General features: G+C 67.2%; 15 protein-coding genes and 4 tRNA genes. 12 read left to right on the forward strand and 7 right to left on the reverse strand.

Annotation, left to right across the window (positions count from 1 at the left end; genetic code table 11):
- The first annotated feature begins 16 nt into the window (after positions 1–16).
- Complete coding sequence (locus BST15_RS08425; protein ID WP_046187948.1) at positions 17–298, forward strand: hypothetical protein; 282 nt, start codon at positions 17–19, stop codon at positions 296–298.
- Between the two features lie 61 nt (positions 299–359).
- On the opposite strand, the gene BST15_RS08430 is transcribed toward BST15_RS08425, so the two are convergent.
- The 3 genes from BST15_RS08430 to BST15_RS08440 form a co-directional block, all read right to left on the reverse strand.
- A tRNA-Val gene (locus BST15_RS08430) sits at positions 360–434 on the reverse strand.
- Between the two features lie 17 nt (positions 435–451).
- Positions 452–522, reverse strand: a tRNA-Cys gene (locus tag BST15_RS08435).
- A 30-nt stretch (positions 523–552) separates the two neighbouring features.
- Positions 553–625, reverse strand: a tRNA-Gly gene (locus BST15_RS08440).
- Between the two features lie 158 nt (positions 626–783).
- Between BST15_RS08440 and BST15_RS08445 the strand changes: the two genes are divergently transcribed.
- From BST15_RS08445 to BST15_RS08460, 4 genes are all read left to right on the forward strand, one after another.
- Positions 784–855: transfer RNA gene (locus BST15_RS08445), tRNA-Val, on the forward strand.
- A gap of 81 nt (positions 856–936) precedes the next feature.
- The gene (locus BST15_RS08450; protein ID WP_131701168.1) at positions 937–1,476 is read left to right on the forward strand and encodes an ATP-binding protein; all 540 of its coding nucleotides are present in this window, start codon (positions 937–939) and stop codon (positions 1,474–1,476) included.
- Between the two features lie 35 nt (positions 1,477–1,511).
- The gene (locus BST15_RS08455) at positions 1,512–3,593 is read left to right on the forward strand and encodes a helix-turn-helix transcriptional regulator (RefSeq protein ID WP_052751353.1); all 2,082 of its coding nucleotides are present in this window, start codon (positions 1,512–1,514) and stop codon (positions 3,591–3,593) included.
- Between the two features lie 137 nt (positions 3,594–3,730).
- On the forward strand, positions 3,731–5,242 hold the full coding sequence (locus BST15_RS08460) for a carotenoid oxygenase family protein (RefSeq protein ID WP_046187949.1): 1,512 nt from the start codon (positions 3,731–3,733) through the stop codon (positions 5,240–5,242).
- A 25-nt stretch (positions 5,243–5,267) separates the two neighbouring features.
- Here the strand turns inward: BST15_RS08460 and BST15_RS08465 are convergent, their stop codons facing one another.
- Positions 5,268–5,888 (reverse strand): hypothetical protein, encoded by a 621-nt coding sequence (locus BST15_RS08465; protein WP_046187950.1) that lies wholly within the window; start codon positions 5,886–5,888, stop codon positions 5,268–5,270.
- A gap of 116 nt (positions 5,889–6,004) precedes the next feature.
- Positions 6,005–6,661 carry a DedA family protein gene (locus BST15_RS08470; protein WP_046187951.1) on the reverse strand — a complete coding sequence of 219 codons (657 nt, stop codon included), beginning with the start codon at positions 6,659–6,661 and terminating at the stop codon, positions 6,005–6,007.
- Positions 6,662–6,785: 124 nt separating this feature from the next.
- On the opposite strand from BST15_RS08470, the gene BST15_RS08475 reads away from it, so the two are divergent.
- The gene (locus BST15_RS08475) at positions 6,786–8,453 is read left to right on the forward strand and encodes an acyl-CoA synthetase (RefSeq protein ID WP_046187952.1); all 1,668 of its coding nucleotides are present in this window, start codon (positions 6,786–6,788) and stop codon (positions 8,451–8,453) included.
- A gap of 17 nt (positions 8,454–8,470) precedes the next feature.
- Here BST15_RS08475 and BST15_RS08480 read toward each other — a convergent pair whose 3' ends face one another.
- Positions 8,471–9,277, reverse strand: coding sequence for an enoyl-CoA hydratase/isomerase family protein (locus BST15_RS08480; RefSeq protein ID WP_046187987.1), 807 nt, complete (start codon positions 9,275–9,277; stop codon positions 8,471–8,473).
- Positions 9,278–9,508: 231 nt separating this feature from the next.
- Between BST15_RS08480 and fdxA the strand changes: the two genes are divergently transcribed.
- From fdxA to BST15_RS08500, 4 genes are all read left to right on the forward strand, one after another.
- Positions 9,509–9,853: a ferredoxin gene (gene fdxA, locus BST15_RS08485; protein WP_046187953.1), complete on the forward strand. Its 345-nt coding sequence runs from the start codon at positions 9,509–9,511 to the stop codon at positions 9,851–9,853.
- A complete protein-coding gene (locus BST15_RS08490) occupies positions 9,850–10,584 on the forward strand; it encodes a helix-turn-helix transcriptional regulator (RefSeq protein WP_046187954.1) in 735 nt (244 codons plus the stop codon). The genes fdxA and BST15_RS08490 overlap by 4 nt, the downstream gene beginning before the upstream one ends.
- Before the next feature lie 38 nt (positions 10,585–10,622).
- A complete protein-coding gene (locus BST15_RS08495; RefSeq protein ID WP_046187955.1) occupies positions 10,623–10,961 on the forward strand; it encodes a cupin domain-containing protein in 339 nt (112 codons plus the stop codon).
- 65 nt (positions 10,962–11,026) lie between these two features.
- The gene (locus tag BST15_RS08500) at positions 11,027–11,917 is read left to right on the forward strand and encodes an NAD(P)H-dependent flavin oxidoreductase (protein ID WP_083070896.1); all 891 of its coding nucleotides are present in this window, start codon (positions 11,027–11,029) and stop codon (positions 11,915–11,917) included.
- Position 11,918: 1 nt separating this feature from the next.
- Here the strand turns inward: BST15_RS08500 and BST15_RS08505 are convergent, their stop codons facing one another.
- Entirely contained in the window at positions 11,919–12,422 is a 504-nt protein-coding gene (locus BST15_RS08505; protein ID WP_046187957.1) for a DUF1990 domain-containing protein, read from the reverse strand.
- A gap of 64 nt (positions 12,423–12,486) precedes the next feature.
- Here BST15_RS08505 and BST15_RS08510 point away from each other — a divergent pair, with 64 nt between their 5' ends.
- Together BST15_RS08510 and thrS are read left to right on the forward strand one after the other, a co-directional pair.
- Positions 12,487–13,101 carry a PaaI family thioesterase gene (locus BST15_RS08510; RefSeq protein ID WP_046187958.1) on the forward strand — a complete coding sequence of 205 codons (615 nt, stop codon included), beginning with the start codon at positions 12,487–12,489 and terminating at the stop codon, positions 13,099–13,101.
- A gap of 82 nt (positions 13,102–13,183) precedes the next feature.
- Positions 13,184–15,250, forward strand: a complete 2,067-nt coding sequence (gene thrS / locus BST15_RS08515) for a threonine--tRNA ligase (RefSeq protein WP_046187959.1) — start codon at positions 13,184–13,186, stop codon at positions 15,248–15,250.
- Positions 15,251–15,253 lie beyond the last annotated feature (3 nt).

Consider the following 15,253-nt stretch of genomic DNA (forward strand, 5'->3'; position numbering starts at 1 on the left):
GGAATAGGAGCAAACCATGCTCGAATCGCTGATCGCAGGGGCTCTTGGGGGCGCACTTGGGGGCAAGGCGGCCGATGCTTCGGCAAAGATTCCCAGTCCGGGAGGGCTGGGAAGTCTGATCAGCGGCGGGCTCGGTGGCCTCGCTGGCGGCGGACTCCTGAACAGCATCCTCGCCAGCGGCAGTGCTGGTGGATTCGACCTCGCGAACGCGGCCGGCAGTCTGGTCGGCGGGGGAGTGCTGGGTACCGTCGTCACCGCGCTGGTCGGTCTGGTGCTCAAGGCCAACCAGAAGGGCTAGCCGCAGAACGGAAAAACCCCTGTCGTCACACCGTGGCGGCAGGGGTTTTCGCTGTTGAGCCTGGTGCGCGGTACTGGGATTGAACCAGCGACCTCTTCCGTGTCAGGGAAGCGCTCTCCCGCTGAGCTAACCGCGCTTAGAGCCTTGGGACGGAGGTGGAGACGGGAATCGAACCCGTGTGCACGGCTTTGCAGGCCGTTGCCTCACCACTCGGCCACTCCACCGCAAGGGGTTGATGCCACTTGACACCCTCGAGCGGATGACGGGATTCGAACCCGCGACCCTCACCTTGGCAAGGTGATGCGCTACCAACTGCGCTACATCCGCGTGCCTCGGGCGAGATCGTCGCCCGGTGCCTGCAGAACATTAGCGGAGACATGTGAGACAGCACAACTCTGCATGTCAGCGCGGCGATTCGCCTGAAAAGCGGCCTGCGCATTGATGCTTAGCGCGGAGGGCGTGCTACTGTTCCTCCTCGTTCGCCCGGTCTCGTAGCTCAGGGGGAGAGCGTCCGCCTCACACGCGGAAGGTCGCTGGTTCGATCCCAGCCGGGACCACAAAAAAGCCACCCGTACTCGGGTGGCTTTTCTTGTCTGCAAGGGGTTCGTGGGAGTCCGCTGCGGTGCGAGGATGAGGCTGTGTCGACGACGGTGCCTCGCCCGGAGATGCGGGCGGTGGCGGATCTGCTGGCGCGTGCCCGGCCGGGTCCCGCGGCGTTGATGGTCGAAGGCGAAGCCGGTATCGGCAAGACCACCTTGGTTCTGCATGCCTTAGAGGTCGCAAGGAATCAAGGGTTTTCGGTTCTCTCAGCGCACGGATCGGTGGCCGAGGTCGAATACGCCTACGCAGCCGTCGCCGACTCGATTGGCGGTATCGACCAAGCGGTTCTGGCGAAGCTGACCAGCCAGCAGCGTCGCGCGCTGGACCGGGCGCAAGACGCGCTGACCGCGGGTGCGCCCGACATCGACGAACGGACGATCGCTGCCGCATTCTGCGCGGCCATCGAGAACCTGAGTGCGACATCGCCTGTATTGCTGGCCCTCGACGACGCACAGTGGCTGGAGCCTTCCAGTCGCGCGGTGATCGGGTCCACCGCCAGACGCCTGTCGGGGGCGGTGGCTTGCTGGTCACGGTCAGGCTCGGCGAACCTCATGGCGCTGACGCCGCACGTTGGCTGACCCTTCGGGATCCCTCGGCCATCGCACGTCTCCGTGTGGGGCCATGGGATCTGGAAGGCACCCACAACCTGATCGCACACCGTTGGGGCCGCGGGCTGGCGCGTCCGTCACTGCTCCGTGTTCACCGCTTGTCGGGCGGCAATCCGATGTTTGCGCTCGAACTGGCCCGTGCCCAACTGGATTCGCCCACTGCGGAAGAGTTGGCCGCGGTCACGCGGTTGTCGGCTGCGCGGGTCATCGCAGCCGTCGAGGTATGCGAGAAACTGGGCATGATCGCCCTCGACGGCCACCACATCCGATTCACTCATCCGTTGTATGCCAGTGGAGTTGCTGCCAACGCAGCTCCGGCCCGCCGTCGCGCCGTGCACCGATCACTGGCCGCCGTGGTCACCGATCCCGGGCTCCGAGCGCGACATCTCGTGCTGTCGGCGACGACCGTTGGCGCGGCTGACCTGGCCGAGATTGACGCGGCTGCCGAGACCCTGGCCGCGAGTGGCGCGAAGGCCGCCGCAGCCGAGTTGATCGATGCTGTGCTCGACCGCGGCGGCGACAGCCCGCAGCGGCGAATCCGTTGTGCAGAAATGCATTTTCGGTCGGGATCGATACTGCCGGCGCGCAGGCATCTGCAAGCAGTGCTCGACGGACGGCCACCCGCTTTGTTGCGCGCCTTGGCGCTGGCTCACTTGGGCGCGGTACAGGCGTATGACGACGACCTACCGGGGGCCATCGAAGCGCTATCGGGGGCAGCGGCCGACGCTGTCGACGTCCCCATGCTCAGGCTGGTGTGCCTGCTTCGGTTGGCCTTGGCACTTGCCATCGCCGACCAGATGAGCGCGACGATCGAACATGCGCAGGGTGCCATCTCGCTGGCCGAGGAGCTTGATGCGCCTGGGCTGCTCAGTCAGGCACTGGCGATCTGGGTGACCGCCACGTTCATCTGGGGACACGGTGTCGACGGCGGTGCGTTGCGGCTGGCCGTGCAACTCGAGGATCCCCACAGCGGTGCCACCACCTTTCTGCGTGCACGAGCAGTGGAAGCTGTGATCTCGGCATACGTGGGTGACCTCGAGACCGCCAATGCTCAGATTCGTGCGGTTCGCGACGGCATGACGGCCGACGGCAGCGAAGTCGATCTCGTCTGGGTTGACAATCGCATTGCTGCCGTGGCGATTTGGGCGGGCCGGTACGACGAGGCCGGCCGCGCCGCGCATGCGGCCGTGTTGCGTGCCGAGCAATTCGGCGGGCGTTTGTCCTGTGCGACGGCGTGGACCAAGCGGGCTGCCGTTGCTGCATTCCAAGGGCGTACCGCGGAGGCTCGCGCTGACGCCCACGCGGCGATCGAAGCGGCTGTGGTCGCCGGCGCGGCTCGTCAGGTCAAGGAACCGACCAGAGTCTTGGCCTTCGTCGAAGTTTCCCTTGGCGATTACGCCTCCGCGCTTACCGTTCTGCGGCCCCTGCTGGACCAATTCGACCCGCCCCACGAACTGGAGATCGAAGGAGGCGAACACCTACCCGACGCCATCGAAGCGCTGGTCGCGGTCGAGCGCATCGACGAGGCCGAAACGCTGGTCCATGCGCTCGAGACACACGGAGCTGCGCGCGACCGGCCCTGGATGATGGCTGTCGGGGCGCGCGGGCGTGCCATGGTGCTTGTGGCTCGCGGTGACCTGGCCGGTGCGCAGCGGGCGCTGGGGCGTGCGCTGACGCAGCATCAACGGCTTCGGATGCCCTTCGAGCAGGCCCGCGCGGAGTTGCTGCTGGGGCAACTGCACCGACGCCGGCGGCAACGGGCGAGTGCGACAGCGGCTCTCGGTGCCGCGCTGAAGGCTTTTCAGGAGCTGGGTACGCCGATCTGGGCGGACCGGGCCCAATCGGAATTGGATCGACTCGGTAGTGCTAGCCGTCGGCTTACTCGCGCCGAAGGGCGCACGGCGGCTTTGGCGTCGCAGGGGCTGACTAACCGTGAGATTGCCGGCGAGCTCTTTCTCGCCGAAAAGACCGTCGAGAGCACCCTGTCGAGTGTGTATCGCAAGCTCGGTATCCGCTCTCGGGTCATGCTGTCCGCGGCCTTGAGCGGCGAAGGGTATGGCGAGGGAGTTGGTGCGGATGACCGCTGAGTTCAGCGTCCGCTTTACGGGCGTTTTCCTTGCCAATGGCGAAGTAGTGCAACGGGCAATAGGCGGTTCAGACTAATCTGCCTGGCAACCGCGCTTCGTCTTTCGGCCGGCGCCCGTGCCCCGCGTGAGGAGTGCCCGTGACCCACAGTTCGGAGTCGAAGTCCACCGCCCCCGCGTTCCCGGGTCTACAGCGGTATCTGGAGTCGTTGTCGCCCGACGAACGTCATCGCGCGAGCGAGCGACTTGCCGGACTCGACGACGCCGACTGGCGCAGCTTCGGGGTCAGCGAGCCGCAACCGGTCGAATACGACTACCGGGTCGAGCAGATCGAGGGTTCGCTTCCCCCTGGTTTGACCGGCACGCTGTATCGCAACGGCCCGGGCAGGTGGGAGGACCACACTGGGCGACCGCTGCACCATCTCTTCGACGGTGACGGCATGATCTCGGCGTTCACCATCGGGCGCGGCGGGGTGCACTACCGCAACCGCTATGTCCGCACCCGGCACTATCGCGGCAAGTCCGGAACCCGACACCTGGGTACCGCCGCTGCCGGTGGCTGGCCGGCGAATTTCGGAAGAATGCCGCCAAACCTGGCCAATACCAACATTGTTGAACACGCCGGGCATCTCTACGGGTTGTGGGAGGGCGGCCCGCCGCACGAGATCGACCCGGTCACCCTCGAGACCCGTGGGGTACGTCGGTTCGGAGGGAGGTTGCGGTGGATGGGTTCGTACTCAGCGCATCCCAGCTTCTGCCCTCGCAGCGGCGAGATGTTCAACTTCGGCGTCGAGTTCATTCCGCGTCCGCATCTGCGCACCTACCGTACCGATAGACGCGGACGGCTCAAGCACTTTCGTTCGGCGCGGCTGCCCTATGTCGCGATGGTGCACGATTTCGCGCTGACGCAGCGGTACCTGGTCTTTCTGGTGTCGCCGATCATTCCCGACGCGGTACCCGTCGCACTGGGGGTCTCCTCGCTCGGCGACGCCATGCACTACCGGCCCGAGCGCGGCAGCGTGTTCATCCTGGTTCCGCGTGACGGCGGTCCCATTCGACGGGTGGAGTGCGACGCGGTCTTGCAGTTTCACCTGAGCAACGCCTTCGACGACCGCGGTGATGTGGTCGTGGATGCGATCACCTACGCCGATGGCCGACTGCTCGAGCGCATCGCGCGGTTCCACACCAGCACCCTGCGTGATGCGCCCTCGGAATTCTGCCGTTACCGGATCACCGCCTCAGGACGCGTCAGCCGTGAGCGGTTGAGTGACACGCCGTGTGAGTTTCCCCGCCATCACGGCGGCCACCAGGGAGAGGCGTATCGCTACGCCTACGTCAGCAGTCGCCGTCGCCTGGGCTCGTTCTACGACTCGATCACCAAGCTTGACCTGATCGACCGGAATGAGACCACCTACACCGCTCAGGCGGCCGGGAACAGTTTCTGCGAGCCCGTCTTCACGCCGCGGCCCGATGCCACCGCGGAGGACGACGGATGGCTTCTCACGGTCGAATACCAGGCAGCTGAGCACGCGTCCCGTTTGGTGATCTTCGATGCCCGTGATGTCGGCTCTGGGCCGGTGGCCACCGCCACGTTGAAGCATCATCTGCCCCAGGGGTTCCACGGCAGTTTCAGCCCGAGCGGTGCAGGCTGATCATCGGAGCGGGGGAGGAGCGGACTCAGGCCATCTCCGGTGCGTTCAGATGCGCTATCGCCAAGTCGAATTCGGCGACCTCGAGTACCTGCGCGGCGGCATCGTTGACGGCCTTGGCCCAGATCGCCTGTTCGTGGCCACGGCTGGCGACCATCGCCGCGCGGTCGTCGAACCCGATCGACGACACCGCCCGGCCCGACGGCCGGTCCACCATCAAGGTGGTGCTGCAGAACCCGTCAAGGTCCGCCATCTCGGGCATCAGCGCCAACTTGTAGGTGTCGACGAGCCGTTCCAGGTAGTCCGGATCGGTGCGCAGCCAGGTGACCCGGACGCCGGCATGGCGCCGCGCCCGGTGATCGCGGCGCACCGCGGCGATCTCCCACCGGCTGACTTCGGCGGTGGCGTGGAAGATCTCCGTGGCGCGGTCGCGCAGCTGCTGGGCGCTGCCCTCGCTGGCACGCAGGGTGTCATCGTCGAGCCATGACGAGGTGATGATGCACCGTCCCGCGTCGCGGTCGACGAGCATGGACATTCCCGCGCAGCCCTCGGTGTCGGCCAGCGCCGGCATCACCACACCGCGGACGTGGGTGATGCCCTCATCGAGAAAGGAAGGGTGGGCGTGAATCGAGGTTGCGCGCGCGAACATGTCGGCCTCCGGTTCGACGGGGGCGACGCCGCGGCGGCGCCGCCGGTCCCTTCCACCATGCTCCGGCGGCGCTGCGGGGACAAGCCCCATTCGCCGTCAATTCGCTGATGAGTCGATTAGTCGATGACAGCGTCCGGTTCGGCCCGATGCTGAGCTTCCAGCTCCGCGATCTGGGCACCCACCCGGCCGCGCAGCGCGAGGGTGCCGATGACGCCGGCCAATACCGCCACCAGCAAAGCAACCCAGGAGAACCGGGACAGCCAGTGCTCGGCCGCGACCCCTGCGTAGTAGACCAGTGCGGTGGTGCCACCTGCCCAACAGATCGCGCCGAGCACATTTGCGGCGAGGAAATGCTGATATCTCATCTTCAAGGCCCCGGCCAACGGACCTGCCAGAATGCGCAGCAGTGCGATGAACCGGCCGAAGAACACGGCGCTGGTCCCCCAGCGGTGGAAGGACCGTTCGGCCAGCGCGACGTGCCCGGGACCGAAGTGGTTGGGGAACCGCCGGCCCAGGCGGTCGAAGAGCGGCATACCGAAGCGCCGCCCGATCGAGTAACCGATCGAGTCACCGATCACCGCCCCCACCACCGCGGCCACGGCAACACCGGCCGGGTCGATCGACAGCTCGTGGCGTGACGACATCAATGCGGCACCCACGAGCATCAGCTCGCCCGGTAGCGGGATGCCCAGGCTCTCGAGCCCGATCACACCGCCGACGAGCAGATAGACCAGCACGGGCGGGATCGCATAGAGCAGGACATCCACCGACATGCGGCCAAGCATGCCTGACTTCGGCGTGTTCCGGCCAACGACACCGTCACCGAGTGGGGACGGCGCCACCTTGTAGCGTTACCCCGCGGATGCTCAGGTGCCGGTGATCGAATCGAGGAGCGCAGTGGAATTCAACCTCGCCCAAGTGTTCTCGGCGGTGGCGGAGGCCATCCCGGAACGTGACTGCGTCGTATTCGGCGACCGGCGGTTCAGCTATCAGCAGATCGAGGACCGGGCGCGCCGGCTGGCGCGGGCATTGCACGAGCGCGGCCTCGGCGTACGCCGCGAGCGCAGCGAACTGTCTCCCGACGAATCCGGCCAGAGTCACCTTGCGCTCTACCTGGCCAACGGCAACGAATATCTCGAGGGCATGCTCGGCGCCTACCACGCCCGCGTCGCGCCGTTCAACGTCAACTACCGCTACGTCGCGGACGAACTGGTCTATCTGCTGACCAACGCCTCCACCGAGGCGATCATGTACCACGCCAAGTTCGCCCCCACGCTGGCCGACGCGCTGCGGCAGGCCGGTGACCGGTTGCCCGCGATGCCGCTGATCCACGTCGATGACGACTCCGGCAACGAACCGCTGCCCGGTGCGGTGCGTTACGAGGAATTACTGGCGCAGACCTCCGCTGACCCGTTGGACCTCGCACCGTCCCCGGACGACCTCTACGTGCTCTACACCGGCGGCACCACCGGCATGCCCAAGGGCGTTTTGTGGCGCCAGCACGACATCTTCATCAATGCGATGGGTGGCCGTGAGTTCGGCACCGGGGCGATCCCGTCAACCTTGGACGAGATCGTCGAGCGCGCCCGGAAGGCCGGGCCGGCGGGCTCGATGACGGTGGCACCGCTGATGCACGGCGCCGCGCAGTGGGCCGCCTTTATTACGTTGCTGGGTGGGCGTCCGTTTGTCATGTCGGCAACCACCGATCGGTTCGATCCGGTCGGAACCTGGGACCTGGCGGCCAAGGAGCGGGTGATCTCGCTGTCGATCGTCGGCGATGCCTTCGCTCGCCCGCTCGCCGACGCACTGGAGGCAGGTGGCCCGGCCCTTGCCGAAGGCTTGTCGGGTCTGTTCGTGCTGGCCAGCGGCGGTGCCCCATTCACCGCGCCGATCAAACAACGGATCGTCGAGCTACTGCCGCACCTGTCGATCCTCGACGCCGGCGGTTCGTCGGAGACCGGCGCGCAGATGGGACAGACCACCAGCCACGCACAGGCCTCCACGGGCCGGTTCACCCCGAACCCGGGTGCCGTCGTGGTCAGCGAGGACATGACCCGCATTCTCTCGCCCGGTGACGACGAGATCGGCTGGTTGGCGCAGCAGGGGCAGGTGCCGCTGGGCTACCTCGGGGATCCGGAGAAATCGGCACGGACCTTTCCGATCATCGAGGGCATCCGTCATTCGGTGCCCGGGGATCGGGCCCGCTGGGATGCCGACGGTGGCATCGATCTGCTGGGCCGCGACTCGGTGACCATCAATTCCGGCGGCGAGAAGATCTTCGCCGAGGAGGTCGAGGCCGCGGTCTCGCGCCATCCCGCGGTCTACGACGTGGTGGTGGTGGGTCGGCCCAGCCAGCGGTGGGGCAGCGAGGTGGTGGCAGTGGTTCAGCTGTCTGCGGACGCCGAGGCCGGAGCCGACGACATCGTGGCCGAGGCTGCGAACCACATCGCGCGGTACAAGTTGCCCAAGGACGTGGTGTTCTGCGCGCAGGTGCAGCGCTCGCCGTCGGGCAAGGCCGACTACCGCTGGGCTAAGGAGCAGGCGGTGGCCGCGCAGCGGGTCTGAACGGTCGGGGCGGCGACTCAGCCGAACTGCGGCTTGCGCTTCTCCCGGATGGCGGCCAGGCCCTCGTGCACGTCGGGGCCGGAGAACCCGAGGAACTCCAATCCCAGCGCGGTCTCGAACGCCGGCGCGAACTGGCGGTACCAGTAGTTGAGGCTGTGTTTGGTGAAGCGGATCGCATCCTGGGAGCCGTGCGCCAGGTCGTCGGCGATTCGCAGGGCGGTGGTCAGTACCTGGTCATCGTCGACGCATGTGGAGACCAGTCCGATCCGTTCGGCCTCTTCGCCGTGCAGGGTCTCGCAGGTCAGCAGGTAGTACTTGGCCTTGGCCATGCCCACCAGCAGCGGCCAGCAGATCGCCGCGTGGTCCCCGGCGGCCACCCCGAGCTTGGTATGGCCGTCGATCAGCCGTGCGGTGCGCCCCGCAACCGAGATATCCGACAGCAGCGCCACCACCAGGCCCGCTCCGACGGCGGGTCCGTTGATTGCCGAGATCACCGGCTTGGAGAAGTTCACCATGTTGAGCACCAGATCGCGGGCCTCCCGCAGCACCTGCATCCGCCCGGCGTAATCGCCGACGATCTTCTCGATCAGGTCGAAGCTGCCGCCGGCGGAGAAGGCCTTGCCCTCGCCGCGCACCAGGACCGCCCGGACCTCGTCGTCACGGTCGATCACCGGCCACACATCCGCGAGATCGCGGTGCATCTGTGGGCCCACCGCGTTGAGCCCGGGTGCGTCGAGCACCAGCTCGAGCACGCCGTTGTCGCCGAGCTCGAAGCGCAGGCTGGGGAAGTCGGAGGAGGCACGATAGCGGGGCGCGTCAGTCATCATTAGTTTCTACTCGACGGCCCACCGTCGCGGCATTCCGGCGTCGCCCGCGACGGTGTGACGACGGTCCTGTGAGCCACGGTTCGCGGCGGCGAATCGGCAACGCGTGCAACCAATTTAGCCATGTGGAAGGGCTCGTGGCGGTGGTCCGGCGAGTCGCGGGATTCGGCCATTGAGAATTAGGTCTGCCTTTCTCGTTTCTACAAAATCTCTTGTGTAAACTCTCTGCCCATGGCATATGTGATCGGGAAGCCGTGCGTTGACGTGATGGACCGGGCCTGCGTGGAGGAGTGCCCGGTTGACTGCATCTACGAAGGCGGACGAGCCCTCTATATCCACCCGGATGAGTGTGTGGACTGTGGAGCTTGCGAGCCGGTCTGCCCAGTCGAGGCCATCTACTACGAAGATGACCTCCCGGATGAGCTTCAGCCCCACCAGGCCGACAACGCGGCCTTCTTCGCTGACGCTCTGCCGGGTCGTGACGAACCGCTCGGCTCTCCGGGCGGCGCCGCCAAGGTCGGTCCGCTGGGGATCGATACCCCGCTGGTGGCCGGTTATCCTCCCCAGGGGGAGTGACCGACATCGCCAAGACGCCTGTGTCTTCTGGAGGACGTCGCCTCGACGTGCTTCGGTTGCTACAGGCCGCGGACGAGCCGCTGAGTATTGCGCAGATCGCGGACGAGTTGGGTGTGCACCCCAACACGGTGCGCTTTCACCTGGACACCCTCGTTGAGGAAGGCCGCGTCGAGCACACCGAACCCGATCACAAAGGGCGGGGTCGCCCGGCGCTGATGTTCCGTGCCGTCCGGCAGATGGACCGGGGCGGAACCCACAGGTTCCGGCTGCTCGCCGAAATTCTTGCCATCGGACTGGCCGCCGACTCCGATCCCAGCGGCAAAGCACTGGCTGCCGGCAGGGCGTGGGGCCAACGCCTGCGGCCCCTGGGGCACGCGGCCGGGCCCGTGGACGCCGAGGACTCCACCGGCTACCTGCGGGAAATGCTTGATGAGTTGGGTTTTGAATCCGAACGCCTCGCCGCCGATTCCAGCGGCGAAGACCAGCTGGGTTTGCGGCATTGTCCCTTTCTGGAGCTCGCCGAAACCTCTACGCACGTGGTCTGCCCGATCCACCTGGGACTCATGCAGGGCGCGTTGGAGGCCTGGGACTCGCCGGTGACCGTCGAGCGACTCGACCCGTTTGCCAGGCCTGACCTGTGCGTGGCGCACCTGAAACCGGTGAATCTCGACGCAGTACCGCACGGGTTCTCGCCCCGGACCGTCGTGCATGCGGAAGAACCCGTCGGGTGAGCGCCTCCCCATCCACCCACTGAGCCGAAGGACTGCCCATGGAATCGACCTCGTTGAACTCGCTGGCCGATGAGAAGCTGGCCGAGGCCAACCAACACCACAGTGGGCGAGCGGCCCACACCGTCTACGGCGGTTCGACGCATCACCTGCGCCAGACGCTGGTTGCGCTACAGGCCGGCCAATCGCTGGCCGAACACGACAGCCCGGGCGAGTCGACCCTGCAGGTGTTGCGTGGCCGGGTGCGGGTCACTGCCGGTGATGAGGCCTGGGAGGGGGCGGCCGGCGACCTCGTCACCCTGCCGCGCACCCGCCACGCCCTGGAGGCGTTGGAAGACTCGGCAGTGCTGCTGACCGTCGCAAAGAGCGCCTCGCACTGACCGTGGCGCTGTGCACCGTCTGGTCGCACGGAGCAGGCCTGCGGGTGCCCATCCTCAATGCCCCGATGGGAGGGGTGGCCGGTGGCCGGCTCGCCGCGGCCGTCACCGCTGCGGGCGGGCTGGGCATGGTCGGGATGGGTAGCACCGCCACGGCGGCATCGCTGGCCGCCGAGCTGACTGCACTCGGGACCGTACCGCGCTTCGGGATCGGCTTGGTGGACTGGGTGATTCGCGATCAGCCAGATCTGTTAGAGACGGCGCTGGCCGCCCGGCCGACGCTGCTGTCGGTCAGCTTCGGCACCGACCTGTCCTGGGTCGATCGCGCCCATGCAGCCGGAATACTCGCCGTCACCCAGGTCTATGACGCCGATACCGCGCGACGAGCACACGACGCCGGGGTGGATCTCCTCGTGGCGCGCGGAGCCGAGGGTGGCGGCCACGGCGAGACCCGGCTGGCCACGTTGCCACTGCTCGACGTGGTGCTGGACGCGGTGCCGGGGCCGGTGCTGGCCGCCGGTGGGATCGGCTCGCCACGCAGCCTGGCGGCGGTGCTGGCCGCCGGCGCCGCCGGAGCGTGGCTGGGAACCTGCCTGTCGACGTGCCCGGAGGCGTTGACCGGCGAGCGCGCGCGCCAAGCTCTGCTCAAGGCGGCCGGCACAGACACGATCACCACCCGGGTGTTCGACATCGGCCAGCGACTGGACTGGCCGGCGAGATTCCCGTCCCGGGTGTTGCGCAACGCGTTCACCGGCCGTTGGGCTGGTCACGAGGACGCGCTGGCTGAGGATCGGCATGCCGGTGCGGAATTGGCCGCCGCGATCGCCGCGGGCGATCAACGCACCGCCCCGGTCGATGCGGGCCAAGGTGTGGGCATGCTGATCGACAGCCGGCCCGCCGCAGTGCTTATCGAGGAATTGTGCGCCGGGGCGCAGGCGCTGTTGGCACGGTGGGCGTGACTCACACCGCGCGAAGATAGCGTTTGGCGATCACCCGCTGCGTCATGCGCCCGAACGGGCCGCCGAGCTTCGTCCACCAGGTTGCGGGCCGCGAGAACGCCCGGATGTGGGTGTACACCGTCTCGTCGGCGGGGTCGTAGCGCACCGAGAACAGCTCCTCGCCTGACTCGGGATGTCCGGCCAGCGTGCCATAGGCGAACCCACGTCGATCCGGTTCATTGATGACATAAACCACCCGGCACGGCGCGCGCAGGAGACCGAGCCGCACCAACGCCACCGAGTCGACCTCGGCGACGTCGCTGTCGGCGTCCACCCGCACCCCGACCCCGGCGCCACGGTGCATGCCCCAGTGCAGGACCGCGTCGGCGGCCTGCTCGAAACGCGCGCGGCCTGTGCCGATCGGCGCGCTCAGCTCCAGATGGTGATATCCGGCGGGCAGCGTTCCTGCGGTGGCACCCACCTCGGCGTAGGTGAGCGGCAAGTCACGCAGCGTCGTCACATCCACGGCCCCACCTTGCCATCGCGGGCGTGCCGTTCGCCCGGTAATCGCCTGAACGTTAAATAGGGGGGTGAGTCACCCACATGCCGGCGGCGGGTTCAATCCGCCGGAACCCACCGAGAAGGGCGGGCCGGACTACGGCCGGTTCCTGGAGACCATGCGGGCGTTGCAGGACCATGCGCGCGCCGTCGACGCCCCAGCCGAGGTGATCACCCGCGCCGCAGACGCCCTGCAAGACGTCTGCGACATGCTGGCTCCCTTCGACGCCGACGAGTGGTCCTCACCGTCGGGTCGCCGGCTGGACCTGCCGATGCGCGGCAACCTGCTGCCGATTCCGATGAAGCTCAAGAAGTGTGAAGACGGACGGCTGCGCGGCTGGGCCCGGTTTCGGCGGTTTCATCTGGGACGTAACGGGGCGGCGCACGGCGGGGCGATCGGGCTGCTGTTCGACTCGGTACTGGGAACGGCCTCGTGGGTGCTCACCGGCGGCCCCTATCAGCGCACGGCCTACCTGCATCTCAACTATCGCCAGATCGTCCCGATCGACAAGGAGCTGCAGGTCGAGGCCTGGGTCAGCAGAACGGAGGGCCGCAAGATCTTCGTCGAGACCCGGCTCTGCGACGGTGACACCGTGCTGACCGACGGTGAGGCGTTGTTCGTGGTGCTCAAACCCGGCCAGCCATGACTCGCGGACGGCCGGCTTCGGGTGCCCCGATAGCATGGTCGCGGACGTTTCTAGCCCCTAGCACCCCCTTGGAGACCACGTCATGAGCGCGCCCGCCCTCCCCGCCCCGGCCAGCCCGATCCGGGTGCCCGCCGGGACCACCGCGGCCGCGGCAGTACGCGCGGCGGGTCTGCCTGACCGCGGTGCACCGGATGCCGTGGTGGTAGTCCGTGACTCCCAGGGCCGACTGCGCGACCTGAGCTGGAGTCCCGAGGCCGACGTCGAGGTGACCCCGGTTGCCGCCGACACCGACGATGGCCGCAGCGTGATCCGGCACTCCTGCGCCCACGTGCTGGCTCAGGCCGTTCAGGATCTTTTCCCGGACGCCAAACTCGGGATCGGCCCGCCGATCACCGACGGGTTTTACTACGACTTCGATGTGCCCGAGGCGTTCACTCCCGAAGACCTGGCCAAGCTGGAGAAGCGGATGCGCGCCATCATCAAGGACGGTCAGCTCTTCTCCCGGCGCGTCTATGAGTCCAAGGACGTCGCTCGCGCCGAGCTGGCCGGCGAGCCTTACAAACTCGAGCTGGTGGACGACAAGTCCGGTGACAGCGACATCATGGAGGTGGGCGGTGATGAACTCACCGCTTACGACAACCTCAATCCCCGCACCCGGGAACGTGTTTGGGGTGACCTGTGCCGAGGCCCGCACATCCCGACCACCCGGTTCATTCCGGCGTTCAAGCTCACCCGCTCGTCGGCCGCCTACTGGCGCGGCGACCAGAACAACGCCAGCCTGCAGCGGGTCTACGGCACCGCCTGGGAATCGCAGGAGGCGTTGGACAAGCACCTCGAACTGATCGAGGAGGCGCTGAGGCGCGATCACCGCAAGCTCGGTGTCGAGTTGGACCTGTTCAGCTTCCCCGACGAAATCGGTTCGGGACTGCCGGTCTTCCACCCCAAGGGCGGAATCATCCGGCGGGAGCTGGAGGAATACTCGCGGCGTAAGCACATCGAGGCCGGCTACCAGTTCGTCAACACCCCACACATCACCAAGTCCGAACTGTACGAGACCTCCGGACACCTGGAGTGGTACCGCGAGGGCATGTATCCCGCGATGCACATCGACGCCGAGTTCGGTGAGGACGGCGCGCTGCGCAAACCCGGCCAGGACTACTACCTCAAGCCGATGAACTGCCCGATGCACCACCTGATCTTCCGGTCGCGTGGCCGCTCCTACCGGGAACTTCCCCTGCGGCTCTTCGAGTTCGGCAGCGTCTACCGCTATGAGCGTTCCGGTGTTGTGCACGGCCTGACCCGGGTCCGCGGCATGACCCAGGACGACGCACACATCTACTGCACCCGCGAGAGCATGCGCGACGAGTTGGCCTCGCTGCTGCGCTTCGTGCTCGACCTGCTCGCCGACTACGGCCTGGACGACTACTTCCTGGAACTGTCCACCAAGGACCCGGAGAAGTACGTGGGCTCCGACGAGGTGTGGGAGGAGGCCACCGAGACGCTGCGCGAAGTCGCCGAGGCCTCTGGGCTGACCCTGGTGCCCGACCCGGGTGGTGCCGCGTTCTACGGACCGAAAATCTCGGTCCAGGTCAAAGATGCCCTCGGCCGCAGCTGGCAGATGTCGACCATCCAGCTCGACTTCAACATGCCGGACCGTTTTGAGCTGGAGTACACCGCTTCGGACGGGACCCGCCAGCGGCCGGTGCTCATCCACCGAGCACTGTTCGGGTCGATCGAGCGTTTCTTCGGGGTCCTGACCGAGCACTACGCCGGCGCCTTCCCGGCCTGGCTGTCCCCGATTCAGGTGGTCGGCATTCCCGTCGCCGACCAGCACGTCGACTACCTGGACGACTTGGCTGCCGAGCTGCGCCGCCACGGGGTGCGGGTCGAGGTGGACGCCAGCGACGATCGGATGCCCAAGAAGATCGTCAACCACACCAACCAGAAGGTCCCGTTCATGCTGCTGGCCGGCGACCGCGACGTCGAAGCGGGCGCCGTCAGCTTCCGCTTCGCCGATCGCACCCAGATCAACGGGGTGCCGCGCGATGAGGCGGTGGCGGCCATCACCGGCTGGATCGCCGCACGCACTAACACCGTGCCGACCGCAGAGACCTTCCAGGCGGGCCTCACGGGGGGCGCGGCGCGGTGAGCG

Source organism: Mycolicibacter arupensis, from assembly GCF_002086515.1.
Lineage (GTDB): Bacteria > Actinomycetota > Actinomycetes > Mycobacteriales > Mycobacteriaceae > Mycobacterium > Mycobacterium arupense.